We start from the raw sequence: 22,540 nt of genomic DNA, 5'->3' as shown, positions 1-22,540 counted from the left end.
TGCTTAACCCTCCACCGTCAGGCCCATGCTGCGGGCGGAACCCGCAATCGTGCGTACCGCCGCTTCCAGCTCCGCCGCCGTCAGGTCGGCTTCCTTCGCCTTGGCGATCTCTTCGAGCTGCTTGCGGGTCACCTTGCCCACCTTCTCGGTGTTCGGGCGCTTGGAGCCGGAGCTCACGCCCGCGGCCTTCTTCAGCAGCACGCTGGCCGGGGTGCTCTTGGTGACGAAGGTGAAGGTACGGTCCGAGTAGGCCGTGATGATGACCGGAGTCGGCAGACCCGGCTCCAGCTTCTGCGTGGCGGCATTGAACGCCTTGCAGAATTCCATGATGTTCAGACCGCGCTGACCCAGCGCAGGACCGACCGGCGGCGAGGGGTTGGCCTGACCGGCCTTCACCTGCAGCTTGATGTAACCGACGACTTTCTTTGCCATTTTAGTGTCTCCGGGTGCTAGCGCCTGAACCGCAGGCTCCCCATCGCGACGGGAAAATCACGTGTCCCGCCATCACGTTTTTGAAGTGCGCAGAAAGCCGCCTCGCGGCGGCTTCCGTTCTGCCCGGCGGCTTGCCTGGACAGGGAGCCGCGCAGTATAGCAGAGATTTTGGCGCCCGGCGCAGCCGCGCCGGGGCGGGCTCAGGCCTTCTCGACCTGGCCGAATTCCAGTTCCACCGGGGTGGAGCGGCCGAAGATCAGCACCGCCACGCGCAGGCGGCTCTTCTCGTAGTTGACTTCCTCGACCACGCCGTTGAAGTCGTTGAACGGGCCGTCGGTGACGCGGACCATCTGGCCCGGCTCGAACAGCACCTTGGGACGCGGCTTCTCCACGCCATCCTGAACGCGCTGCAGGATCGCATCGGCCTCTTCGTCGCGGATCGGCAGCGGACGATCGGCGGTGCCGCCGATGAAGCCCATCACCTTCGGTGTTTCCTTGACCAAGTGCCAGCTTTCGTTGTCGATGCGCGGAATGCCGCCTTCATCGTGGGTTTCGATCTGCACCAGCACGTAGCCCGGGAAGAACTTGCGCTCGGAACGGCGCTTCTGGCCGGAGCGCATCTCGATCACTTCCTCGGTGGGCACCAGCACGTCGCCGAAGCGCTCCTGCATCTCGTCACGCGCAATACGGTCGCGCAGCGCTTGCGCCACGGACTTCTCGAAGCCTGAATAGGCGTGAACGACATACCAACGCTTCACTGCTGCACTCTCCTCAACGGCTCACGAACCACTGCATCAGCTTCTGGATCAGGAAATCGAACCCGCCCAGCAACAGACTCAGAATGATCACCACCACGATCACCACCCAGGTGGTGCGGATGGCTTCCTGACGGGTCGGCCACACCACCTTGCGCAGTTCGAAACGGGACTCGGACAGGAACTCGCGGCCTTCGCGGCCCTTGGCGGTCAGCAGGAACACCGCGGCACCGGCAACCAGACCCGCGATCACCGCCAGTGCGCGCAGCGGACCGGACCAGCTCCCCAGCTGTGCAGCACGGCTCGACTCGCCGAACCAGAACCAGACAAACAGGCCGGCGACCACCAGCAGCGCAGCGATGACGTACTTGACGATATCGCCGCCGGAGGATGCGGCGGGGCCTTTGGAATGCTCGATCTTGCTATTCATCCGACTCTTGCTGCTATGCGACCGAGGTCACTGGATAGGGAGCGGCAGATTGGCACGCCAGGAGGGACTCGAACCCCCAACCTGCGGTTTTGGAGACCGCTGCTCTGCCAATTGAGCTACTGGCGTGTAGTAAGAACGACTGCACTTCCCTGAGACGGCGAAGGCGGACCGAAGGTTCCGGCCCGCCCTTCGCTGAACCCGGCGACCGAAGCCGCCTGCACCTCGTCGGATTCCGGCGACCGAAGCCGCCGTCCTGCCGTCGAGCCCGGCGGCCTGCGCCGCCGGAGGGCATTACTTGATGATCTTGGCCACCACGCCGGCGCCGACGGTACGGCCGCCTTCGCGGATCGCGAAGCGCAGGCCTTCGTCCATCGCCACCGGGTTGATCAGCGTCACCACCATCTTGACGTTGTCGCCCGGCATCACCATTTCCACGCCTTCCGGCAGCTGCACCGCACCGGTGATGTCGGTGGTGCGGAAGTAGAACTGCGGACGGTAGCCCTTGAAGAACGGGGTGTGACGGCCGCCCTCGTCCTTCGACAGCACGTACACTTCGGCTTCGAAGTCGGTGTGCGGCTTGATCGAACCCGGCTTGCACAGCACCTGGCCGCGCTCCACGTCGTCACGCTTGGTGCCGCGCAGCAGCAGGCCCGCGTTGTCGCCCGCCTGACCCTGGTCCAGCAGCTTGCGGAACATTTCCACGCCGGTCACGGTGGTCTTCTGCGTGGCACGGATGCCGACGATTTCGATTTCGTCGCCCACCTTGATCACGCCGCGCTCGATACGGCCGGTCACCACGGTGCCGCGGCCCGAAATCGAGAACACGTCTTCCACCGGCATCAGGAACGGCTTGTCCACGTCGCGCTGCGGCTCCGGGATGAACGAGTCCAGCGCGTCCACCAGCTTCAGGATCGCCGGCACGCCGATCTCGCTCTGGTCGCCTTCCAGCGCCAGACGGGCCGAACCGTGGATGATCGGGGTGTCGTCGCCCGGGAAGTCGTACTTGCTCAGCAGCTCGCGCACTTCCATCTCGACCAGCTCGAGCAGCTCGGCGTCGTCGACCATGTCGGCCTTGTTCAGGAACACCACGATGTGCGGCACGCCGACCTGACGCGACAGCAGGATGTGCTCGCGGGTCTGCGGCATCGGGCCGTCAGCGGCCGAGCACACCAGGATCGCGCCGTCCATCTGCGCCGCACCGGTGATCATGTTCTTGACGTAGTCCGCGTGACCCGGGCAATCCACGTGCGCGTAGTGGCGCGTCGGGGATTCGTATTCCACGTGGGCGGTCGAGATCGTGATGCCGCGCGCCTTCTCTTCCGGCGCCGCGTCGATCGCGTCGTACGCCTTGAACTCGCCGCCGAAGCGCTCTGCGCCGATCTTGGTCAGCGCCGCGGTCAGCGTGGTCTTGCCGTGGTCGACGTGACCGATGGTGCCGACGTTGACGTGCGGCTTGGTGCGCTCGAACTTACCCTTGGCCATGGCTGCTTCTTCTCGATGATCGTAGAAAGATTTGACGACTGAATATGGTGCTCACGAAAGGAATCGAACCTTCGACCTCCTCCTTACCAAGGAGGTGCTCTACCGACTGAGCTACGTGAGCGTTGTTCTATTGTGACACAAGCGCGTTCAATGGAGCGGGAGACGGGAATCGAACCCGCACCATCAGCTTGGAAGGCTGAGGTTCTACCGTTGAACTACTCCCGCTACGGGATGCCGCACTGCCACAACAAAATAACTGGTGGAGGGAGGTGGATTCGAACCACCGAAGGCGTAAGCCAGCAGATTTACAGTCTGCCCCCGTTGGCCGCTTGGGTATCCCTCCAACTTACCCACTCGAACCCGGCTGCGAAGCCGAAATCAGAGAGGGGTGAAACAGCCCGCTATTCTTCCCTGACATCCTCGCCTTGTCAACAGTATTTTGACGCGATGTCGCAGGAAATCGTCGTTGCCCGCGCGCGCCCGGCCAGGACACGCGCACGCATCAGACGTTGAAGCGGAAATGCAGGATATCGCCTTCCTGCACGCGGTACTCCTTGCCCTCCAGGCGCAGGCGCCCGGCTTCCTTGGCGCCGGCCTCGCCCTTGTACTTGATGAAGTCGTCGTAGGCGATGGTTTCGGCGCGGATGAAGCCCTTTTCGAAGTCGGTGTGGATCACCGCCGCGGCCTGCGGCGCGGTCGACCCGGCCTTGACCGTCCAGGCACGCACTTCCTTCACCCCGGCGGTGAAATAGGTCTGCAGCCCCAGCAGCGTGTAGCCGGCGCGGATCACCCGGTTCAGACCCGGCTCGCTCAGGCCCAGGTCGGCCAGGAACGCGTCGCGATCGGCGTCGTCCAGCTGCGACAGTTCTTCCTCGATCGCTGCCGACACCGGCACCACCTCGGCGCCCTCGGCCGCGGCATGCGCGCGCACCGCGTCCAGGTGCGGATTGTTCTCGAAGCCGTCTTCCAGCACGTTGGCGATGTACATCACCGGCTTGAGGGTGAGCAGGAACAGATCGCGCACCAGCGCCTTCTCCTCCTCGTCCAGGCCAGCGTTGCGCCCAGCCTTGCCCTCGGCCAGCGCGGCCTGCAGCTTGGCCAGCACCGGCTTGCGCGCCGCCGCATCCTTGTCGCCGCCCTTGGCCGAACGCTCGGCGCGATTGAGCGCCTTCTCGACGCTGTCCAGGTCAGCCAGAGCCAGTTCGGTGTCGATGGTCTCGATGTCGGAGACCGGGTCGACCTTGTTGTTCACGTGGATGATGTCGCCATGCTCGAAGCAGCGCACCACGTGGGTGATCGCATCGACCTCGCGAATGTGCGCCAGGAACTTGTTGCCCAGGCCCTCACCGCTGGCCGCACCGGCGACCAGGCCGGCGATGTCGACGAACTCGACCGCGGTCGGCACGACCTTCTGCGGATTGATGATCGCCGCCAGCGCGTTCAGGCGCGGATCCGGCACCGGCACCACGCCCACGTTCGGCTCGATGGTGCAGAACGGAAAATTGGCCGCGGCGATGCCCGCCTTGGTCAGCGCATTGAACAGGGTCGACTTGCCGACGTTGGGCAGGCCGACGATGCCGCATTTGATGCCCATGTGTGTAATCCGGGAATGGAGAATCGGGAATAGGGAATCGGAAAGCATAGCCGCCTTTCCATTCCCCATTCCCCATTCCCTATTTCCCCTGCGTATGCAACCGCTTCATCGCCTCGTTGAAGTCGCCCTGCACGGCCAGCGGCAGCACCGCGATGGCGTCGTCGATGGCGCGATCGATGAGGACCTGGTCGTCCTTGCCGGCACGTCCCAGCACCCATGGCACCACCTTGTCCTTGTGGCCGGGATGGCCGATGCCGATGCGCAGGCGGTGGAAGCCGGCATGCCCGAGCAGGCGGATGGTATCGCGCAGTCCGTTCTGGCCGCCGTGGCCGCCGTCGAACTTGAGCCGCGCCGTGCCCGGCGCCAGGTCCAGTTCGTCGTGCGCCAGCAGCGCCTGCGCCGGTTCGATCTTCCAGAAGCGCAAGGCAGCCGTCACCGACTTGCCGCTGAGGTTCATGAAGGTGGCCGGCTTCAGCAGCCACACCGCCTGCCCCGCGACCTCGACCTTGGCGGTCTCGCCGAACAGCTTGGCGTCCACGCTCCAGCGCGCGCCGGCCCGTTCGGCCAACGCGTCGACAAAACGAAACCCGGCGTTGTGCCGGGTATTCGCGTGTTCGGCGCCGGGATTGCCCAGGCCGACGATCAGACGCAGACCAGTCATGCGCAATGCATCGCCGCAGCGCCCGGACCGAAGGCCCGGGCGCCGCGCAGGCGATTACTTGCCGTCCTTCTTGGCCGGCTCGGCGGCAGCCGCCGCATCGGTGGCTTCCGGCTCTTCCTCGACACGGCCGTGCTTGGCGATGACCACCGCCACGTCGTGCTCCTTGCCCAGCTTCAGTTCCGGCAGCTCGACGCCGGCCGGCAGCTTCAGGTCGGACAGGTGGATCACGTCGCCGACCGACAGCGCGGCCAGGTCGACTTCGACGAACTCCGGCAGGTCCTTCGGCAGGCACACCACCTGGATTTCGTTCAGCTCGTGGGTGACGACCACTTCGGCCGACTTGCCGGCCGGGGACACGTCCTCGTTGATGAAGTGCAGCGGCACCGAAGCGTGCAGCGCCTCGTTGTCGTTCACGCGCTGGAAGTCGATGTGCATGATCAGCTGCTTGAACGGGTGACGCTGCATATCGCGCAGCAGCACCTTCTGCACGTCGCCGTTCAGGCTCAGGCTGAGGATGGACGAATAGAACCAGTCGTTCTGGCTAGCCAGCCAGACTTCGTTGTGGTCGAGCTGGATGTTGACCGGCTTCAGATCGCCACCGTAGACGATCGCCGGGATCAGGCCGTCGCGACGGAGGCGGCGGCTCGCACCCTTGCCCTCGACTTCGCGGCGCTGCACCTTGATTTCATGCGTGGTTGCCATTTGCGTTTACTACCTTGGTTGAATGAACCGCCTCGCGGCGGTTTGAAGGACTCTTCCGCGACCAGAAGAGTCTGTGAAGCCGGGAGTGGGGAACCGGGAATGGGGAATCGCAACAGCGCGATGTCGCGCTCCACCCATTCCCTATTCCCGATCCCCCATTCCCAGCCTTTAATCGACGTACAACGAGCTCACCGACTCGCCGAAGGCGATGCGGCGGATGGTTTCGGCCAGCAGCTCGGCGACGCTGAGCTGGCGGATCTTGCCGCAGGCGCGGGCGGCCTCCGACAGCGGAATCGTGTCGGTGACCACCAGTTCGTCCAGCTGCGAATTGCTGATGTTGCTCACCGCCGGGCCGGACAGCACCGCGTGCGTGCAGTACGCCGCGACCTTCAGGGCGCCGCGCTCCTTCAGCGCGGCCGCGGCCGCGCAGAGGGTGCCGGCGGTGTCGACGATGTCGTCGACCAGCACGCAGGTCTTGCCCTCGACGTCGCCGATGATGTTCATCACCGTGGACACGTTGGCGCGCGGGCGGCGCTTGTCGATGATCGCCAGGTCCGCGTCGTCCAGGCGCTTGGCCACGGCACGGGCGCGCACCACGCCGCCCACGTCCGGCGAGACCACGATCAGGTTGTCGGTGCCGTAGGCGCGCCAGATGTCGGCCAGCAGCAGCGGCGAGGCGTAGACGTTGTCGACCGGGATGTCGAAGAAGCCCTGGATCTGGTCGGCGTGCAGGTCGACGGTCAGCACCCGGTCGGTGTTGACCGCGCTGAACATCTTGGCCGCGACCTTGGCGGTGATCGGCACGCGCGAGGAACGCATGCGCCGGTCCTGCCGCGAATAGCCGAAATACGGCACCACCGCGGTGACGCTGGCGGCGCTGGCGCGCTTGAGCGCGTCGATGATCACCAGCAGTTCCATCAGGTTCTCTGCGCTGGGCGCGCAGGTCGGCTGGATCACGAACACTTCCTGCCGGCGCACGTTCTCCTCGATCTCCACCTGCACTTCGCCGTCTGAGAAGCTGGAGACCATCGCCTTGCCTGGGCGTACGCCCAGCTCGCGGCAGATGCTTTTGGCCAGGGGCTTGTTGGCGTTGCCGGAGAACACCAGCAGGTTGCGTTGGTCTTGCATGAGGGGTCTCTCGGGTGGCTGCGAAGAGCGTGTGGCGACGAAAAGAGGGTGAATCGGAAAGGGAGGAGAAGCGATGCTTTTCCCGTTGAATCCCCGCACATGGAAGTGCGGGCTTTTGCAGAGGGATCTGCATACCTAAATGGCAGGGGCGGTAGGATTCGAACCTACGAATGCCAGGATCAAAACCTGGTGCCTTGGGCCTCTTGGCGACGCCCCTGCGTAAACCTGTTCAAGCCTCCAGCGCGTCGAGCAGCGGCGAACGCGGGACGCCGCCTGCCACCCAGGCACGCATCCCATCCGGCAAGTGCGCCAGCGCGCGCACGGCGGCAGCGCGATCGGCGAACTCGACGAAACACCCGCTCCCCGACCCGGTCAGGCGTGGCGTGCCGATCCGCGCAAGCGCCTGGAACGTGGCCTGGACGGCCGGTTCGTGGCGAAGCAGGACCGGCTCGAACGCATTGCCGAGCAGGAAACCTGAAACGAAGTCCGCTATTTTCGCGGGCGCAGCATCCCGCGTCAAATCCGGGGACTGGAACAGCGCCGCGGTGGGCACGTGCACGCCCGGATCGGCCAGCACATACCAGGCCGGCGGCAGCGCGAGCGGGGTCAATTGCTCGCCCACGCCTTCGGCCCAGGCGTCGCGCCCGCGCACGAACACCGGCACGTCCGCGCCCAGCGACAGGCCGAGGCCAGCCAGGGCTTCCTCGTCCAGTCCGGCGCCCCACAACGCATTCAGCGCCACCAGCGCGGTCGCCGCATCGGACGAGCCACCCCCGAAGCCACCGCCTGCCGGAATGCGCTTTTCGACGCGGATATCGACACCCTGCACGACGTTCGCCGTTTTTTGCAACAGCCGCGCGGCACGCACCAGCAGGTCGTCGGCCTCGGCGACGCCGGCCACGGAGGGCCCGATCCGGGCCACCACGCCGTCCGCGCGCGGCCGCAGATGCACCGTATCGCCCCAGTCCAGCAGACGGAACACGGTCTGCAACTGGTGGTAGCCGTCCGGCCGGCGGCCGGTGATCTGCAGGAACAGGTTCAGCTTCGCCGGGGCCGGCCAGGACGACCAGCCCCCGCCATCGACGGCTCCGCTCATGGCGCAGGCACGCTCCAGGCGTCCACCAGCAGGCGCACCTTGGCGTCGCCGTTGCGCGCCTCGATGCGCCGCGGCAAGGCCGGACGGCCGTCGCTGGGCGCGTACCAGTCCTGGAATTCGATCTCCCAGCCCATCTGCCGCAGCGTGTGCGGCCGCCCCTGCGCGTCGTAGTCGACCCGCTCCGGCTCCTGCGCGTCGGTCGCCACCAGCCCGCGCACCCAGTCCGGCAACAGGTTGACCGGGATCTCCCAGCCGGTCGCCTCCAACAGCAGCTGTTCGGCGTTCTCACCGTCGCGCGGTCCGCCCTCCAGCCCCTCCAGGCGCCCGGCCTCGGAGTGGCTGTCGCCGATCAGGCGCCAGCTCTGCCGGGTCACCGGCGCGCTGAGCTGCACTTCGTACTGCCGTTGCCGCTGCGTCCAGTCGATGCGGCCGCTGCCGCCGTTGCGCCCCTTGGTGATCGCCACCCGACCCTGGAATGCCCAGTCCGGGTGCGCGTGCAGCCACTGCGCGCGCGCCGCTTCGGCCTGCTGCGCGGCGGCATCGGGCGTGGCGACGGCGACCGGCGCCGGAATGCGGGTCGGCAGCGCGCTGCAGCCGGCCAGCAGCAGCCCGGCGGCCAGCGCCCAGGCGGTGCGCAGACCAGCCCTCACGGTGCCACCTGTTCCAGGGCCCGGCGCAGCGCGCGGTTGTCCGGATCGAGCTTGCGCGCCTCGTCGAAGTACTTGTTGGCCTCCTCGCGCTTGCCCTGCTCCCACAGCACCTGGCCGATGTGCGCGGCGATCTCCGGATCCTTCACCAGGCTCCAGGCACGGCGCAGCTGCACCAGCGCTTCCTGGGTCTTGCCCAGGCGATACAGCACCCAGCCGTAGCTGTCGATGATCGCGGCATTGTCGGGATCGGCGGTGCGTGCGCGGTCGATCAGCTGCAGCGCCTCGCGATAGCGCTTGGTGCGATCGGCCAGGGTGTAGCCGAGCGCGTTCAGCGCCGCCACGTTCTCCGGCTCGGTGACCAGGATCTTGCGCAGATCGGCCTCGGCGCGGTCGATGCGATCGCGGCGCTCCCACGACAGCCCGCGCGCGTACAGCAGCGCGTTGTCGTCCGGATAGGCGGCCAGGCCGCGCTCGAACACCTGCAGTTCGCCGGCGTCGTCGCCGCTGCGCTGGCGCAGTTCCGCCTCCAGCACATACGCGTCACGGCGCGCGGCATCGTCGGCCTCGGCATCGTCCTGCAGCGCGCGCGCCTCGGCGAAGGCCGCGTCCTTCTGGCCGAGCGCGTACAGCGCACCGGCGGCGCGCAGCCGCGCCTCGCTGCGCAGCGGACCGCCCGGCACGCCGCGGTACCAGTCCACCGCCTCCTGGTTGCGCTTGAGGAACTCGGCGATCTTGCCGAGCAGCAGGCGCCGCTCCGGATCGGGCCGGTCGGCACCCTTGCGCAGCTCGTCGTACAGCGCAGTCAGGGCGGCGTTGTCCTGCAGCTTGGCCAGCATCGAAGCGCGCAGGCCGTAGTTCTGGGTGGTCTGCGGCCCCAGCGCCAGCACCCGCGCCGCGGCGGCGGTGTCGCCGATCGCGTCGTAGGCATACGCCAGCGCCGTGCGCAGCTCCGGATCGCCCGACACCTTGGGTTCCACCCCCTGCAGCAGCGCGCGCGCCTGCTCGGTCTTGCCTGCCTGCTGCAGCTGCGTGGCATGCAGCAGCGCCACGCGCGGCTCCTGCGGGAAGCGCTTGACCAGTTGATCGACGATGCGCTCGGCCAGCTTGGGCTGGTCCAGGCGCAGCGCCAGGCGTCCGAACTCCTGCCAGGCTTCGAGCTGGTCGGGGATGGCATTGGCGTCGAGCAACTGGTCCAGGGCCTTGGCCGCCACCTCCGGATCGCGGTTGCCGCTGACCAGGGCGATCAGGGCAAAACGCCAGCCGCGCGGATCCTTGTCGCGCAGCAAGGCCACCAGCAGGCTGCGCGCCTGGCGCAGGTTGCCGCTGCGCAGGGCCAGCGAAGCCTCGGCGCTGCGCATGGCCAGCGACTCGGGGGCGCGCTGGCGCCACAGCGCCAGGGCCTGGGTGGCAGCGGCACTGTCATTGGCCAGCATTGCGATGCGGGTGGCGCGCTCGGCCAGGCCGGCGTCGCCGGGGCTGTCGTTGGCGGCCTGCAGGTACCAGCGCGAGGCATCGGCCAGTTGCCCGGCCTGCAGGGCGAACTCGCCGGCCAGCACCGGCGTCATCACGTCCTGGGCGGGGCTCGGCGCCTTGGCCGCGGCCGGTGCGGCCACGGCGGCGATTGCGGACAGCAGCAGAAAGGTACGGATGCGAATCAGTGCGGGCATCGGAAGCGGCCGGGCCGTAAAATGGGGCCCTGAATGGCCAGCAGCTTATCGCAAGCAACTGAACAGATGACGTTGTGGGTGCTCGGATTGAACCACCAGACCGCGCCGGTCGACCTGCGCGAACGGGTGGCATTCGCCGGCGACGCCTTGCCGCGCGCGCTGCAATCGCTACGCGCGCTGCCCAACGTCGCCGAAGCGGCGCTGCTGTCCACCTGCAACCGCACCGAGCTGTACGCGATCGCCGGCGATGCGCAACACCTGGCCGATTGGCTGGATTCGCACGCTGCCGGCCTGCACGGCTACCTGTACCAGCACCAGGACGCGGACGCCGTGCGGCACCTGTTCCGCGTCGCCACCGGGCTGGACTCGATGGTGCTGGGCGAACCGCAGATCCTCGGCCAGGTGAAGGACGCCTGGTCGCTGGCGCGCGAGCACGGGGCGATGGGCAGCCGCCTGGACCGGCTGTTCCAGCAGACATTCTCGGTGGCCAAGCGCGCGCGCACCGACACGCGGGTCGGCGCCAATCCGGTCTCGGTCGCCTCCACCGCGGTGCGCCTGGCGCAGAGTTCCTTTGCCCGGCTCAGCGAATCCACCGTACTGCTGGTCGGCGCCGGCGAGACCATCGAGCTGGCCGCCAAGCATCTCAGCGAGGGCCGCGTGCGGCGCCTGCTGATCGCCAACCGCACCCTCGCCCACGCGCAGGAGCTGGCCAGCCGCCACGGCGGCGTGGCGCTGCCGCTGAGCGAGCTGGAGCGTCACCTGCACGAGGCCGACGTGGTGTTCTCGGCCACCGCCGCGCGCGAGCCGGTGGTGACGCGGGCGCAGGTCGAACAGGCGCTGCGCGCGCGCAAGCACAAGCCGATGCTGCTGTTCGACCTGGCGGTGCCGCGCGACATCGAGGCCGGCGTGGCCGACCTGGCCGACGCCTACCTGTACACCGTCGACGACCTGGAGCGCGCGGTCGAGGACAACCGCCGCGGCCGCCGCGAGGCCGCCGAAGCGGCCGAGGCGATCATCGACCTGCAGGTCGTGCGCTACATGGAAGCGCTGCAGGCCAGCACCCGCCAGGCCCCGCTCAAACGCCTGCGCGCGCATGGCGACAGCACCCGCGACGACGTGCTGGCCAAGGCGCGGCAACAACTGGCGCACGGCAAGCCGGCCGACGAGGTGCTGGAGTTCCTCGCCAACACCCTGACCAACCGCCTGCTGCATCCGCCCACCGCGGCGCTGCGCGAGGCGGCGCTGCGCGGCGACGCCGACCTGGCGCGCGCCGCCGAGCGCCTGTTCCCGGAGAAGCCGGGCTATTTCCATCCGATCCTGAAGACCGATGACACCGACCCTGCGCCGTAAGCTGGAGGCGCTGGCCGAGCGTCGCGAAGAACTCGAACGCCTGCTGTCCGACCCCGAGGTGGTGAGCGACAACACGCGCTTCCGCGATTACTCGCGCGAGTTCGCGCAACTGGAGCCGGTCGCCGCCGCGCTGGCCGCCGAGGCGGCGGCCAAGGCCGACCTGGCCTCGGCCGAGGCGATGCGCGCCGATCCGGAACTGCGCGAGCTGGCCGAGGAGGAAATCGCCGCCGCGCAGGCGCGCCTGGGCGAACTGGACGCGGAACTGGCGCTGCTGCTGGTGCCGCGCGATCCGCGCGACGACGGCAACCTGTTCCTGGAAGTGCGTGCCGGCACCGGCGGCGACGAGGCGGCGATCTTCGCCGGCGACCTGTTCCGCATGTACGCGCGCTATGCCGAACGCCAGGGTTGGAAGGTGGAAGTGGAATCGGACAGCCCCGGCGAGCACGGCGGCTACAAGGAGGTCGTGGCGCGCATCGTCGGCCGCGGCGCCTATTCCAAGCTGAAATTCGAATCCGGCACGCACCGCGTGCAGCGCGTGCCGGCGACCGAATCGCAGGGCCGCATCCACACCTCCGCGGCGACGGTGGCGATCATTCCCGAGGCCGACGACGTGGAGGAGATCGCGATCAACCCGGCCGACCTGAAGATCGACACCTTCCGCTCCTCCGGCGCCGGCGGCCAGCACGTCAACAAGACCGAGTCAGCGATCCGCATCACCCACGTGCCCAGCGGCGTGGTGGTGGAGTGCCAGACCGAGCGCAGCCAGCACGCCAACCGCGACAAGGCGCTGAAGCGGCTGAAGGCGCAGTTGCTGGAGGCCGAGCGCAGCAAGCAGGCCGCGGCCGAGGCGCAGGACCGCAAGCTGCAGGTCGGCAGCGGCGACCGCAGCCAGCGCATCCGCACCTACAACTTTCCGCAGGGCCGCATCACCGACCACCGCGTCGAGGGCCTGACCCTGTACGACCTGCCGAACGTGATCGAGGGCGACCTGGATGCGCTGATCGGGCGCCTGAGCCACGAGCACCAGGTCGACGAGCTCGCGCGCCTGAGCGACAGCCCATGAGCGTGCGCGTGCGCCAGGCCGCTGCGCACGACCTGCCGGCGCTGGCAACGCTGTTCGATGCCTACCGGCAGTTCTATGGGCAGGCGCCGGATGCGGCGACCGCGCACGCCTTCCTCGCCGCGCGCCTGGGCAACGCCGAGTCGGTCGTGCTGCTGGCCGAGCGCGACGCGCAGGCCGCCGGCTTCGTGCAGTTGTACCCGTCCTTCTCCTCGGTGCGGGCGGCGCGGGTGTGGATCCTCAACGATCTGTACGTGGCGCCGGCGCACCGCCGCCACGGCGTGGCGCAGGCGCTGCTGCATGCCGCCGAGCGCCACGCCGCAAACGACGGCGCGGTGCGCATCGTGCTGGAGACGGCGCAGGACAATCTGTCCGCGCAGGCGCTGTACCGCGCCTGCGGCTGGCAGCAAGACCTGAGCGCGCAGCACTACGTCAAGGCGCTGGCGCCGTGAATGCGCGCCGCCCGCAATCGGCCGCGACCGCGACGGCCGCATGAACGGCGGCAGCGACGAACGCCTGCAACTGCAGGCCGCGGTGCGGCGCGATCCGCAGGATTTCCTGGCCTGGGTGATGCTCGCCGACGCCGAACTCGGCGCCGGCGTGGTGGCGGCCGGCGAACAGGCCGCCGCGCGCGCATTGCAGTTGCGCCCCGGGCATCCGGAGGCGCTGGCGCGGCTGGGGCGGGTGCGCTGGACCCAGGGTCGCCATGCCGAGGCGACGCAGGCCCTGCGCCAGGCGCTGCAGCAGGCGCCGCAGCACCCGGGCATCGCGGTGTGGCTGGGCCACGCACTGGAAGACAGCGGCGAGGCCGAGGCCGCGGCGCAGGCCTACGCGCATGCCCATGCCCTGCTGCCGCAGGAACCGTCGATCGCCGCCTACCTGTTGAACTGGCGGCGCAAGCTGTGCGACTGGCGCGAACTGGACGCGCTGTCGCAGCAGGTGCGCAGCGCGGTGCGGCAAGGGCAGCCGACGATCGAACCGTTCGCCTTCCTCAACGAGGACGCGGGCGCGGACGAGCAACTGCGCTGCGCGCGCAACCGCGCCCAGGCGCTGGCGCGCACCCTCGCACCGCTGCCCGCCACGCAGGTGCGCCGCGATGGCGCGTTGCGCATCGGCTTCCTGTCCAACGGCTTCGGCGCGCATCCCACCGGCCTGCTGACCGTTGCCCTGTTCGAGCGCCTGCGCGCGCACGCCGACCTGCAGGTGCACCTGTTCGCGCTCAACGGCGACGACCGCAGCGCGCTCCGCGCGCGCCTGCAGGCGGCCGCACACGCGTGGCACGAGGTCGCCGGGCAGCCGCACCGGCAGATCGCCCAGCGCATCCGCGACGCCGGCATCGACCTGCTGTTCGATCTGCGCGGCTGGGGTGGCGGCGGCACGCCGGAGGTGCTGGCGCTGCGCCCGGCACCGGTGCAGCTGAACTGGCTGGCCTACCCCGGCACCTCCGGCGCGCCATGGATCGACTACGTGGTCGGCGATGCCTACGCGTTGCCGCCCGCACTGGCCGCGCACTACAGCGAGCGGGTGCTGCGGCTGCCGCGCGCCTTCCAGCCGTCCGACGACACCCGCCCCATCGGCATTCCGCCCGCGCGCCGCGATTGCGGGCTGCCCGAACACGGCACCGTGTTCTGCTGCTTCAACAACAGCTACAAACTCGGCCCACGCAGCATGGCGCGGATGCTGGAGGTGCTGCGCCAGGTACCGGACAGCGTGCTGTGGCTGCTGTCCGGCCCGGGCCAGGCCGATGACCGGCTGCGCGCGGTCGCCGCAGCGGCGGGCGTGGAACCGACGCGCCTGCGCTTCATGCCCAAGCTGGCGCATCCGGACTATCTGGCGCGCTACCGGCACGCCGACCTGTTCCTGGACACGCATCCGTACAACGCGCACACCACCGCGTCCGATGCCTTGTGGGCCGGCTGCCCGGTGTTGACCTGCCCCGGCAGCACCTTCGCCGCCCGCGTGGCCGGCAGCCTCAACCATCATCTGGGCCTGGACGAGATGAATGCCGCCGACGACGCGGCGTTCGTCGCCACCGCGGTGCGCCTGGGGCGCGATCCCACGGCGCTGCACGCGTTGCGCGAAAAGCTGCAAGCGCGGCGCGCGGACAGCGGCCTATTCGACATGCAAGGCTTCGCCGACGACTTCGCCGCGCTGCTGCGCGACACCGCGGCCCGCCACAGCTGGCAAGGCGCAGCCTCGGCCTGATCGCTTGCGCCTGCGCTGCGCACCGCAGTATGCATCGAGCAGCGCAAGGTACTGGAACGCGCTCCTGTTGCCATCGGGGTGTCGATGCCTCCCCCTGGCATCGCATCCTTCGACCGCGCACACGACACACCCGGCGAGGAGGACGCGCCATCGCTGCAGTTCCCACCGGTGCGTCACCGGCAGCGGGTGCGAGGCGCTGCGCGTGCATCCCCTTACCTGCGTCTCGCGGATCGCCCCCCGATGCTTGACCTCAAGCGAACTTGAGGTCCGATACTCCGCGCACGCTCCCTGTGCAGATCCCGCGATGTCGCCATCGTTCCCTCACCCGCTGCCCCTTCATCCCACGCTAGCGCGCAGCATGCTGCTCGCCGAGGCGCCCATTCCCGACCGCACCGCGCTGCTCGACTGCGTGCGCGGCCTGTGCGACCACCGACTGCAGGCCCTGACCTGGATGGAATCCCTGGGCGACACCCCCGACCTGCTGTACGCACGCTGCTGCTGCGACGCCGCGCCGGAACTGCATGGGCTGCTGCGCGCGCGCCTGCCGGCGCTAAGGCGGACGCTGCGCCGCTACCGGCGCATCCGCAGCGGCGTGTCCGATCCGCACCGGGAAGCGTCCTGCGTGGTGGTCACGCGCGTCCCGACGCGCGATGCGGCATCGGCGCAGCGCCGTGCCGATGCCGCCTTCGCCGCCCTGCAGAACGGCGCGCATGCGCTGCGGGGCCTGATCGCCTCGCACCTCTACCTGTCCGACGATGGCCGCACCCTGCTCGAACGCACCGAGTGGCACAGCGCCGACGCGCAGCGACGCGCACTGCAGCGCGAGCCCGAGCGCCTGCCGCTGGCTGCCGATCGTGCCGCCAACGTATGTCGCTTCCGGCCACGCATGTTGGCGCTGCCATGTGAAGAAAGGACCACCGCCCATGCCCACGCCTGAATCGACAGAGCGCCGTGCCTGCAGGCGTCCCGCCGCAGCCTGCAGGCACGCCGCTTGCGGCCGCTGATCACACTTCCGGCCTTGGCGCCCCGCTCAGGCATTTCCGCTCGGCAGCCAGCATTGCGCGACGTGCCGGCTCGGTCCGCGACGGCCTCCCTTGCCCAACGCAGCCGCGGCTGAAGCAGTGGCGCCGGCAGGCTATACGCCGGACGGGCGAGCGGCTAGGCTGCCGGCATGAGCGCCAACGCCGACTTCATCGCCTTGAACCTGTGCGTGCTGACCGTCTCGGACACACGCACCCTCGAGCAGGACAGCTCCGGCGACTACCTGGTCGCCGCGCTTGGCGGCGCCGGCCACCGTCTGCATGCGCGGGCGCTGCTGCCGGACGACCGCTACCGGATGCGCGCCACGGTCTCGGCCTGGATCGCCGATCCCGCCGTGGACGGCATCCTGGTCACGGGCGGCACCGGCTTCACCGGCCGCGACTCCACGCCCGAGGCGCTGCTGCCGCTGCTGGACAAGGAGATGCCCGGGTTCGGCGAACTGTTCCGTGCGATCAGCGTCGAGGAGATCGGCACCTCCTCGCTGCAGTCGCGCGCCTTCGCCGGCCTGGCCAACGCCACCTTCCTGTTCTGCCTGCCCGGCTCCACCTCGGCCTGCCGCACCGCCTGGGAGCGGATCATCGCCGCGCAACTGGATGCCCGCACCCGCCCCTGCAATCTGGCGACGCTGCGCCCGCGACTGAAGGAATGACCTGGACTCGCGCATGCCCCTGGATACCACGTTGCGTCTGCTGGCCAAGGCCAGCGGCATGAGCGCCGCGGACATCGCCGCGGCCATTCCGCGCGCCGGCGCGGCCACGGTCAAAGCCTGGATGGCCGGCGAGAAACTGCCCGGACGCGCCCAGCTCACTGCGTTGGCGCGCACCTTCGGCGTCCCCGCTGGCGCGCTGCTCGGCGAACTGGCCAGCCAACTGGACCCGGCGCGCACCCGCGGCGAACACGACCTGCTGCAGGCCTACCGCGCCCTCGACGCCCGCCAGCAGGGCGCACTGCTGGAAGTGGCGCGCAGCATGGCCGGCACCGGCACCCGCAAGCGGAGCAGCAAATGAGTCACCTCAAGCGCAAGCAGTACAAGGCCCTGATGCAACCGCTGCAGCTGGAGCTGATGGCGATGGCGCAGGCGGTGCAGCACAGCGGCGAGCGCGTGCTGGTGCTGTTCGAAGGCCGCGACACCGCAGGCAAGGGCGGCGCGATCCAGGCCATCGCCGAACACCTCAACCCGCGCCAATGCCGCGTGGTGGCCCTGCCCAAGCCGACCGACCGCGAAGCCACGCAGTGGTATTTCCAGCGCCACATCGCGCACCTGCCGGCCGCCGGCGAAATCGTGCTGATGGACCGCAGCTGGTACAACCGCGCCGGCGTGGAGCGGGTCATGGGCTACTGCAGCGATGCCGAGTACCACGCCTTCCTGCGCCAGACCCCGTTGTTCGAGCGGCTGCTGGTGGACGACGGCATCCGCCTGTTCAAGTACTGGCTGTGCGTGGACCAGGCGCAGCAGGAAAAGCGCTTCGCCGAGCGCCTGCACGACCCGTTGAAGGGCTGGAAACTGTCGCCGGTGGACCTGAAGTCGCGCAGCCAGTACGCCGACTACACCCGCGCCCGCGAAGCGATGCTGGAAGCCACCCACCGCGACTACGCGCCGTGGACCCTGGTCGATTTCAACGACCAGAAGCGCGGCCGCCTGACCCTGATCCGGCACCTGCTCGACCAGTTGCCGGAAACCCGCCTGCACGAACCGGACCTGGACCTGCCGCCGCTGAAGCACAAGCTGCACAAGGAAAAGTTCGGGCTGCTGCAGCCGATTCCCTCGTATGGGGTCGGGAGTGGGGATTAGGGAGCGGGGATTGGGTGAGCGTGCGGCGTGCAGTCGTCGTCCGAATGCACGTTGCTGGGCCGCGCGATTAACCGCTTCGGTGGGAACAGGTCGCGGCTGAAGCCGCTCCTACGCTGGTTCCCGGCCGGGGAGTGCAAAGCAGACGCCTGCTGCCTCCTGTAGCAGCGGCTTCAGCCGCGACGGGCGAAACCATCCAAGCCTCTCGTCGCCCAAGGCGTCGGGACTGAAGTCCCTCCCACAAGGAAAGCACTGGGCTTCCGACGTATCGGTTTGAGGTGCGGGCTCCCCCACGGCGCCACCATCGGCCAGTTTTCCGGGTCGCGGCTGAAGCCGCTCCTACAGCGACTCGGCGGCGATCGGACGGCCACACCATGCGCACGCACGGAAGCGCGCATCCCCAATCCCGAATCCCCAATCCCGGGCGGCGGCCGCGCCACCCAGGCCATCGATAGCCTCAGCCCGCCGCCTTCGCCTTGCCCTGCCCCGGCGCCGGACCGCCGGCGGCGGCGATCGCGGTTTCGATGTCGTGGGCGGTGACCGGCCCCAGGAACTGCTTGGCAACCTTACCGTCGGGCGCGATCAGGTAAGTCATCGGCAGACCGCGCGGAGTGGCGAAATCGGCCGGCGGCGCGTAGGTGTCGACGATGACGATCGGGTAGGCCACCGGATGCTGCTTCAGGAACGCCTGCATCTCCGCTGGCTCGATGTCCTCGTAGGCCAGGCCCACCACCTCGATGTTGTCGCGCATCACGTGCAGGGCCGACAGCTCCGGCATCTCCTTCAGGCACGGCGCGCACCAGGTGGCCCAGAAATTCACCACCACCCACTGCCCGCGATGGGCGGCCAGGTCGTACTCGCGTCCGTCCACCGCCTTCATCTTCAGGGTCGGCTCGGGACGGGTCTCCTGCACCACGGACGGTCCGGCGGCCGGCGCGGCGGGCGCTTCCGGCGCTGCCGGCGCCTTGGGCGCGGCGGACGGCGCGGTGGTCGCGGCGCCGTCGGCCGGCTTGGGCGTGGGCTGGCGGTCGCAGCCGGCCAGCAACGCGGCGGCGGCGAACAGCGGGAACAGCAGGCGCATGGCGGTCATGCAAGGTCTCCGATCTCGGTGTAGAGGTCGCCGACACGACGCTTGAGCACGTCGCGCAGCGGCAGGCGCAGTTCGTCCAGCGCGCGGCACGCCGCCTGTCCCAGGGCGTCGTCGCGGCATGGCAGATAGCTTTCGACGACGGGGATGCGCAACTGGCAATTTTCGTACAACTCGGCCACCGGCACATCGCCGAGGTCGCGGGCCAGCATCCAGTCGCCCTGCTCGGTGCGGCTGAGCAGGCGGCTGCGTTCCAGCTCGCACAGCAGTTCCTGCACCAGCGAGTCGGTCAGCATCGGCTCCAGTTCCAGGATCCGATCCTCCTGCAGCCCCTTGCCCTGCCGGCGCGCCTGCGCGAAGCGGCCGAGCAGGCGCAACAGGCCGTAGATCTCGTAGCCGGCCGGCAGGCGCATCGAGGCCGGCTGGTAGCGGAAGGCGGCGATCGAGGACGACACCGAGGCGCCGAGCAGGATCGCGATCCAGCTCAGGTAGATCCACAGCAGGAAGATCGGCACGAACGCGACCGTGCCGTAGATGCGCTGATAGGACTGGAAGCTGCCCAGGTAAAGGCTCAACCCCCACTTCACCAGTTCCAGCAGCAGCACCGCCAGCAGCGCGCCCGGCACCGCGTGGCGCAGCTTGACCGTGTGGTGCGGCACCACCCGGTACACCAGGGTGATGCACACGAACTCGATCAGCACCGGCGCCACGCTCAGCACCACCTGCGCCAGCAGCCGGCCCTCGCTGGTCTTGAACAGCGGCAGCGCGAAGAACCGCGCCGACACCGCCAGCGACGCCGCGGCCAGCAGCGCACCGAGGGTCAGCACCGTCCAGTACACCAGGAAGCGGGTCAGCTGCGGCCGCGCCGAGACCACCCGCCAGATCTGGTTGAAGGTCTGCTCGACGCTGTTGAGGGTGATCAGCAGCGACACCACCAGCGCGATCACGCCGGCGGTGGTCAGTTGCCCGGCACTGGCCGAGAACTGCCGCAGGTAGGACTCCACCGAACGCGCCGCGGCCGGCACGAAGTTGGAGAAGATGTAGTCGCTGAGCTGGTCGCTCCACTTGTCGAACACCGGGAACGCCGACAGCACCCCGAACACCACCACCGCCAACGGCACCAGCGCGAAGATGGTGGTGTAGGCCAGCGAGGCCGCGGCCTGGAACAGGCGGTCGTCGATGAAGCGCCGCCACAGGAAGCCGGCGAAGCTGCGCATGCGCGCGCGGTCGCGCAGGCGGTCGGCCCAGAGGTTGACGGTGTCCAGCGGCTGCATCGGGCAAGGGTACCCGATGCGCATGGACGCCGGCATCGTCGATACTGGCGGCCGTTCCAATCCACGAGAGGGCCGCATGGCCGAGATTCTGGTCCTGTACTACAGCCGCGGCGGCTCGGTGGCGCGCCTGGCACGGCAGATCGCGCGCGGCGTCGGCGAAGTGCCGGGCATGACCGCGCGCCTGCGCACCGTGCCACCGGTGGCGGCAGTCACCCAGACCAGCGCACCGCCGGTGCCCGACAGCGGCGCGCCGTACGTGGATGCCAGCGACCTGCGCGAATGCGTGGGCCTGGCACTGGGCAGCCCGACCCGTTTCGGCAACATGGCCGCGCCGGTCAAGCACTTCATCGACGGCCTCGGCGCCGACTGGGCCAGCGGCACCCTCGCCGGCAAGCCGGCGGCGGTGTTCACCTCGACCGCCTCCCTGCACGGCGGCCAGGAAGCCACCCTGCTGTCGATGCATCTGCCGCTGCTGCACCACGGTTGCCTGATCGTCGGCATCCCCTACACCGAACCGCTGCTCAGCAGCACCCGCAGCGGCGGCACGCCCTATGGCGCCAGCCACGTCGCCGGCGCCGACGACGATCCGCAACCCAGCGAGGAAGAAGCGCAGCTGGCGCGCGCGCTCGGCCGGCGCCTGGCCGACATCGCACAACGACTGGCGGCGCCATGAGTGGTGGGCGCCTGCGGGTGGCGCTGGGGGTGGCGCTGCTGGCGCTGGCGGCGCTGTTCGCGGCCTGGTTCCACGACGATCGCCACCGTCTGGCCGCCCTGCTGGTGTTCGCGCTGCCGCCGCTGCTGCTGGCCGTGGGCGTGCTGCGCGGCTCGGCGCTGGCGCGATTCTGGAGCGGCGTCGGCGCGCTGCTGTGGTTCAGCCACGGGGTGATGACCGCCTGGAGCCACCCGCCGCAGCGCGGCTATGGCTGGGCCGAACTGCTGCTGGCGCTGCTGGTGGTGGGCCTGTCCAGCGCGCCAGGCATCCGCGCGCGCTTCGCCCGCCGCCGCGGCCCGGCCGGGCGCGACTGAGCGGCCGCCCCGCCGCGCCCGGTATCATGGACGGCCTGCGCGGCCACGGCCGCGTCCCGACATGCTTCTAGGAACGGCAATGGAAGAACTCCTGATCGTCACCACCGGCGGCACGATCGACAAGATCTACTTCGACGACAAGTCCGACTATCAGATCGGCGACCCGCAGATCGGCCAGATCCTCAAGGAACTGGGCGTGACCTTCCGCTTCACCGTGATCCCGATCATCCGCAAGGATTCGCTGCACATCACCGACGAAGACCGCGAACTGATCCGCGCCACCATCGCCGCGCAGTCCGCGCGCCATGTGCTGATCACCCACGGCACCGACTCGATGGTGCAGACCGGCAAGGTGCTGCAGGCGATCGAAGGCAAGACCATCGTGATGACCGGTGCGCTGAACCCGGCCCGCTTCCGCGGCTCCGACGCCGAGTTCAACATCGGCTGCGCGGTCGGCGCGGTGCAGTCGCTGCCGGCTGGCGTCTACATCGCCATGAACGGGCGCATCTGGGACCCGCAGAAGGTGCGCAAGAACGTGGCGGCCAACCGCTTCGAAGCCGCCTGAGCGAGCGCGATGTCCAAGGCCACGCGCGCAACCACGGCGTTGGACGCGGCCGGCATCGCGTATCGGCTGCATCCCTACGACTACGCCGCCGAGGCTGGCGCCAAGGGCCTGCAGGCCGCGCAGGCGCTGGGCCTGCCGCCGGAGCGGGTGCTGAAGAGCCTGATGGCCTGGGTCGACACGCGCGCGGTCTGCGTCGTGGTGCCATCCGACCGCCGCGTGCAGTTGAAGAAACTGGCCGCTGCCGCGGGCGGCAAGGCGGCGCGGATGATGGAGGCCACCGAGGCCGAGCGCCGCACCGGCTACAAGGTCGGCGGCATCAGTCCGCTGGGCCAGCAGCGGCCGGCGCCGGTGCTGATCGAGCAATCGGCGCTGGGCGCGGGCAGCGTATGGTTCAACGCCGGGCAACGCGGCCTGCTGCTGGAGATGGAAGCCGCGCAGGTGCTCGACGCGCTGCAGGCGCGCGCTTGCGATCTGTGCGAGTAATGACGACATCGGAGCGGGTGGCGTAGATCGCGATCCTGCCGATCGCCGCGCCGGACAGCACCT

Annotated in this window: 25 protein-coding genes and 5 tRNA genes; 12 read left to right on the top strand and 18 right to left on the bottom strand. The window is 69.1% G+C overall.

The window, feature by feature from the left end; all coding sequences use genetic code 11:
* Positions 1-3: 3 nt before the first annotated feature.
* From rplK to Q7W82_RS07285, 16 genes are all read right to left on the bottom strand, one after another.
* Complete coding sequence (gene rplK / locus Q7W82_RS07360; protein WP_010341342.1) at positions 4-432, bottom strand: 50S ribosomal protein L11; 429 nt, start codon at positions 430-432, stop codon at positions 4-6.
* 200 nt (positions 433-632) lie between these two features.
* A complete protein-coding gene (nusG, locus tag Q7W82_RS07355; RefSeq protein WP_010341344.1) occupies positions 633-1,190 on the bottom strand; it encodes a transcription termination/antitermination protein NusG in 558 nt (185 codons plus the stop codon).
* 13 nt (positions 1,191-1,203) lie between these two features.
* Entirely contained in the window at positions 1,204-1,617 is a 414-nt protein-coding gene (secE, locus tag Q7W82_RS07350; protein ID WP_019796555.1) for a preprotein translocase subunit SecE, read from the bottom strand.
* Positions 1,618-1,667: 50 nt separating this feature from the next.
* Positions 1,668-1,743: transfer RNA gene (locus Q7W82_RS07345), tRNA-Trp, on the bottom strand.
* Positions 1,744-1,908: 165 nt separating this feature from the next.
* On the bottom strand, positions 1,909-3,099 hold the full coding sequence (gene tuf, locus Q7W82_RS07340) for an elongation factor Tu (RefSeq protein ID WP_242081676.1): 1,191 nt from the start codon (positions 3,097-3,099) through the stop codon (positions 1,909-1,911).
* Between the two features lie 45 nt (positions 3,100-3,144).
* Positions 3,145-3,220: transfer RNA gene (locus Q7W82_RS07335), tRNA-Thr, on the bottom strand.
* Between the two features lie 30 nt (positions 3,221-3,250).
* Positions 3,251-3,324: transfer RNA gene (locus Q7W82_RS07330), tRNA-Gly, on the bottom strand.
* A gap of 32 nt (positions 3,325-3,356) precedes the next feature.
* A tRNA-Tyr gene (locus Q7W82_RS07325) sits at positions 3,357-3,442 on the bottom strand.
* A gap of 159 nt (positions 3,443-3,601) precedes the next feature.
* Complete coding sequence (gene ychF, locus Q7W82_RS07320; RefSeq protein ID WP_010341267.1) at positions 3,602-4,693, bottom strand: redox-regulated ATPase YchF; 1,092 nt, start codon at positions 4,691-4,693, stop codon at positions 3,602-3,604.
* A gap of 79 nt (positions 4,694-4,772) precedes the next feature.
* Positions 4,773-5,354: an aminoacyl-tRNA hydrolase gene (gene pth / locus Q7W82_RS07315; protein ID WP_242160318.1), complete on the bottom strand. Its 582-nt coding sequence runs from the start codon at positions 5,352-5,354 to the stop codon at positions 4,773-4,775.
* Between the two features lie 54 nt (positions 5,355-5,408).
* Entirely contained in the window at positions 5,409-6,056 is a 648-nt protein-coding gene (locus Q7W82_RS07310) for a 50S ribosomal protein L25/general stress protein Ctc (protein WP_017907366.1), read from the bottom strand.
* Between the two features lie 168 nt (positions 6,057-6,224).
* Positions 6,225-7,184 (bottom strand): ribose-phosphate diphosphokinase, encoded by a 960-nt coding sequence (locus Q7W82_RS07305; RefSeq protein ID WP_184502335.1) that lies wholly within the window; start codon positions 7,182-7,184, stop codon positions 6,225-6,227.
* A gap of 140 nt (positions 7,185-7,324) precedes the next feature.
* A tRNA-Gln gene (locus Q7W82_RS07300) sits at positions 7,325-7,401 on the bottom strand.
* Positions 7,402-7,413: 12 nt separating this feature from the next.
* Positions 7,414-8,280: a 4-(cytidine 5'-diphospho)-2-C-methyl-D-erythritol kinase gene (gene ispE, locus Q7W82_RS07295; protein WP_242160317.1), complete on the bottom strand. Its 867-nt coding sequence runs from the start codon at positions 8,278-8,280 to the stop codon at positions 7,414-7,416.
* Positions 8,277-8,864: a lipoprotein insertase outer membrane protein LolB gene (gene lolB / locus Q7W82_RS07290; protein ID WP_242160373.1), complete on the bottom strand. Its 588-nt coding sequence runs from the start codon at positions 8,862-8,864 to the stop codon at positions 8,277-8,279. The genes ispE and lolB overlap by 4 nt, the downstream gene beginning before the upstream one ends.
* A 62-nt stretch (positions 8,865-8,926) precedes the next feature.
* Positions 8,927-10,597, bottom strand: a complete 1,671-nt coding sequence (locus tag Q7W82_RS07285; RefSeq protein ID WP_184502338.1) for a tetratricopeptide repeat protein — start codon at positions 10,595-10,597, stop codon at positions 8,927-8,929.
* 66 nt (positions 10,598-10,663) lie between these two features.
* Here Q7W82_RS07285 and hemA point away from each other — a divergent pair, with 66 nt between their 5' ends.
* The 8 genes from hemA to ppk2 all read left to right on the top strand — a co-directional run bounded on the left by hemA (position 10,664) and on the right by ppk2 (position 18,045).
* Positions 10,664-11,947 carry a glutamyl-tRNA reductase gene (hemA, locus tag Q7W82_RS07280; RefSeq protein ID WP_242160316.1) on the top strand — a complete coding sequence of 428 codons (1,284 nt, stop codon included), beginning with the start codon at positions 10,664-10,666 and terminating at the stop codon, positions 11,945-11,947.
* The gene (prfA, locus tag Q7W82_RS07275) at positions 11,925-13,010 is read left to right on the top strand and encodes a peptide chain release factor 1 (RefSeq protein ID WP_184502340.1); all 1,086 of its coding nucleotides are present in this window, start codon (positions 11,925-11,927) and stop codon (positions 13,008-13,010) included. Before hemA ends, prfA begins: the two co-directional genes overlap by 23 nt.
* Positions 13,007-13,459, top strand: coding sequence for a GNAT family N-acetyltransferase (locus Q7W82_RS07270; protein ID WP_184502341.1), 453 nt, complete (start codon positions 13,007-13,009; stop codon positions 13,457-13,459). Before prfA ends, Q7W82_RS07270 begins: the two co-directional genes overlap by 4 nt.
* 40 nt (positions 13,460-13,499) lie before the next feature.
* Entirely contained in the window at positions 13,500-15,212 is a 1,713-nt protein-coding gene (locus Q7W82_RS07265; protein ID WP_242160315.1) for a tetratricopeptide repeat protein, read from the top strand.
* A gap of 358 nt (positions 15,213-15,570) precedes the next feature.
* The gene (locus Q7W82_RS07260; protein WP_242160314.1) at positions 15,571-16,149 is read left to right on the top strand and encodes a hypothetical protein; all 579 of its coding nucleotides are present in this window, start codon (positions 15,571-15,573) and stop codon (positions 16,147-16,149) included.
* 234 nt (positions 16,150-16,383) lie between these two features.
* Positions 16,384-16,902, top strand: a complete 519-nt coding sequence (gene moaB / locus Q7W82_RS07255; protein ID WP_242160313.1) for a molybdenum cofactor biosynthesis protein B — start codon at positions 16,384-16,386, stop codon at positions 16,900-16,902.
* 13 nt (positions 16,903-16,915) lie between these two features.
* Positions 16,916-17,260, top strand: a complete 345-nt coding sequence (locus Q7W82_RS07250; RefSeq protein WP_010341252.1) for a helix-turn-helix domain-containing protein — start codon at positions 16,916-16,918, stop codon at positions 17,258-17,260.
* On the top strand, positions 17,257-18,045 hold the full coding sequence (ppk2, locus tag Q7W82_RS07245) for a polyphosphate kinase 2 (protein ID WP_242081685.1): 789 nt from the start codon (positions 17,257-17,259) through the stop codon (positions 18,043-18,045). Before Q7W82_RS07250 ends, ppk2 begins: the two co-directional genes overlap by 4 nt.
* Positions 18,046-18,499: 454 nt before the next feature.
* Here the strand turns inward: ppk2 and Q7W82_RS07240 are convergent, their stop codons facing one another.
* Both Q7W82_RS07240 and Q7W82_RS07235 read right to left on the bottom strand, forming a co-directional pair.
* Positions 18,500-19,123 carry a TlpA disulfide reductase family protein gene (locus Q7W82_RS07240; protein ID WP_242160372.1) on the bottom strand — a complete coding sequence of 208 codons (624 nt, stop codon included), beginning with the start codon at positions 19,121-19,123 and terminating at the stop codon, positions 18,500-18,502.
* Positions 19,124-19,128: 5 nt separating this feature from the next.
* Positions 19,129-20,403 carry a YihY family inner membrane protein gene (locus Q7W82_RS07235; RefSeq protein WP_242160371.1) on the bottom strand — a complete coding sequence of 425 codons (1,275 nt, stop codon included), beginning with the start codon at positions 20,401-20,403 and terminating at the stop codon, positions 19,129-19,131.
* Between the two features lie 76 nt (positions 20,404-20,479).
* Between Q7W82_RS07235 and wrbA the strand changes: the two genes are divergently transcribed.
* The 4 genes from wrbA (at position 20,480) to ybaK (ending at position 22,477) form a co-directional block, all read left to right on the top strand.
* Entirely contained in the window at positions 20,480-21,076 is a 597-nt protein-coding gene (wrbA, locus tag Q7W82_RS07230; RefSeq protein ID WP_152246294.1) for an NAD(P)H:quinone oxidoreductase, read from the top strand.
* Positions 21,073-21,429 (top strand): DUF2069 domain-containing protein, encoded by a 357-nt coding sequence (locus Q7W82_RS07225; RefSeq protein WP_242160312.1) that lies wholly within the window; start codon positions 21,073-21,075, stop codon positions 21,427-21,429. The genes wrbA and Q7W82_RS07225 overlap by 4 nt, the downstream gene beginning before the upstream one ends.
* 79 nt (positions 21,430-21,508) lie before the next feature.
* A complete protein-coding gene (locus Q7W82_RS07220) occupies positions 21,509-21,994 on the top strand; it encodes an asparaginase domain-containing protein (protein WP_017909075.1) in 486 nt (161 codons plus the stop codon).
* 9 nt (positions 21,995-22,003) lie between these two features.
* A complete protein-coding gene (gene ybaK, locus Q7W82_RS07215; protein WP_242160311.1) occupies positions 22,004-22,477 on the top strand; it encodes a Cys-tRNA(Pro) deacylase in 474 nt (157 codons plus the stop codon).
* Positions 22,478-22,540 lie beyond the last annotated feature (63 nt).

This window comes from Xanthomonas indica (genome assembly GCF_040529045.1).
Lineage (GTDB): Bacteria > Pseudomonadota > Gammaproteobacteria > Xanthomonadales > Xanthomonadaceae > Xanthomonas_A > Xanthomonas_A indica.
This window is presented reverse-complemented; position numbering and strand designations above follow the sequence as displayed.

What these genes read in the sequence shown, in the direction of transcription:
- rplK (WP_010341342.1), bottom strand. Translation starts at nt 432, where the DNA reads ATGGCAAAGAAAGTCGTCGGTTACATCAAGCTGCAGGTGAAGGCCGGT.
- secE (WP_019796555.1), bottom strand. Translation starts at nt 1,617, where the DNA reads ATGAATAGCAAGATCGAGCATTCCAAAGGCCCCGCCGCATCCTCCGGC.
- tuf (WP_242081676.1), bottom strand. Translation starts at nt 3,099, where the DNA reads ATGGCCAAGGGTAAGTTCGAGCGCACCAAGCCGCACGTCAACGTCGGC.
- ychF (WP_010341267.1), bottom strand. Translation starts at nt 4,693, where the DNA reads ATGGGCATCAAATGCGGCATCGTCGGCCTGCCCAACGTCGGCAAGTCG.
- pth (WP_242160318.1), bottom strand. Translation starts at nt 5,354, where the DNA reads ATGACTGGTCTGCGTCTGATCGTCGGCCTGGGCAATCCCGGCGCCGAA.
- Q7W82_RS07310 (WP_017907366.1), bottom strand. Translation starts at nt 6,056, where the DNA reads ATGGCAACCACGCATGAAATCAAGGTGCAGCGCCGCGAAGTCGAGGGC.
- Q7W82_RS07305 (WP_184502335.1), bottom strand. Translation starts at nt 7,184, where the DNA reads ATGCAAGACCAACGCAACCTGCTGGTGTTCTCCGGCAACGCCAACAAG.
- ispE (WP_242160317.1), bottom strand. Translation starts at nt 8,280, where the DNA reads ATGAGCGGAGCCGTCGATGGCGGGGGCTGGTCGTCCTGGCCGGCCCCG.
- Q7W82_RS07285 (WP_184502338.1), bottom strand. Translation starts at nt 10,597, where the DNA reads ATGCCCGCACTGATTCGCATCCGTACCTTTCTGCTGCTGTCCGCAATC.
- hemA (WP_242160316.1), top strand. Translation starts at nt 10,664, where the DNA reads ATGACGTTGTGGGTGCTCGGATTGAACCACCAGACCGCGCCGGTCGAC.
- prfA (WP_184502340.1), top strand. Translation starts at nt 11,925, where the DNA reads ATGACACCGACCCTGCGCCGTAAGCTGGAGGCGCTGGCCGAGCGTCGC.
- Q7W82_RS07270 (WP_184502341.1), top strand. Translation starts at nt 13,007, where the DNA reads ATGAGCGTGCGCGTGCGCCAGGCCGCTGCGCACGACCTGCCGGCGCTG.
- Q7W82_RS07265 (WP_242160315.1), top strand. Translation starts at nt 13,500, where the DNA reads ATGAACGGCGGCAGCGACGAACGCCTGCAACTGCAGGCCGCGGTGCGG.
- Q7W82_RS07260 (WP_242160314.1), top strand. Translation starts at nt 15,571, where the DNA reads ATGCTGCTCGCCGAGGCGCCCATTCCCGACCGCACCGCGCTGCTCGAC.
- moaB (WP_242160313.1), top strand. Translation starts at nt 16,384, where the DNA reads ATGAGCGCCAACGCCGACTTCATCGCCTTGAACCTGTGCGTGCTGACC.
- Q7W82_RS07250 (WP_010341252.1), top strand. Translation starts at nt 16,916, where the DNA reads ATGCCCCTGGATACCACGTTGCGTCTGCTGGCCAAGGCCAGCGGCATG.
- ppk2 (WP_242081685.1), top strand. Translation starts at nt 17,257, where the DNA reads ATGAGTCACCTCAAGCGCAAGCAGTACAAGGCCCTGATGCAACCGCTG.
- Q7W82_RS07240 (WP_242160372.1), bottom strand. Translation starts at nt 19,123, where the DNA reads ATGCGCCTGCTGTTCCCGCTGTTCGCCGCCGCCGCGTTGCTGGCCGGC.
- Q7W82_RS07235 (WP_242160371.1), bottom strand. Translation starts at nt 20,403, where the DNA reads ATGCAGCCGCTGGACACCGTCAACCTCTGGGCCGACCGCCTGCGCGAC.
- wrbA (WP_152246294.1), top strand. Translation starts at nt 20,480, where the DNA reads ATGGCCGAGATTCTGGTCCTGTACTACAGCCGCGGCGGCTCGGTGGCG.
- Q7W82_RS07225 (WP_242160312.1), top strand. Translation starts at nt 21,073, where the DNA reads ATGAGTGGTGGGCGCCTGCGGGTGGCGCTGGGGGTGGCGCTGCTGGCG.
- Q7W82_RS07220 (WP_017909075.1), top strand. Translation starts at nt 21,509, where the DNA reads ATGGAAGAACTCCTGATCGTCACCACCGGCGGCACGATCGACAAGATC.
- ybaK (WP_242160311.1), top strand. Translation starts at nt 22,004, where the DNA reads ATGTCCAAGGCCACGCGCGCAACCACGGCGTTGGACGCGGCCGGCATC.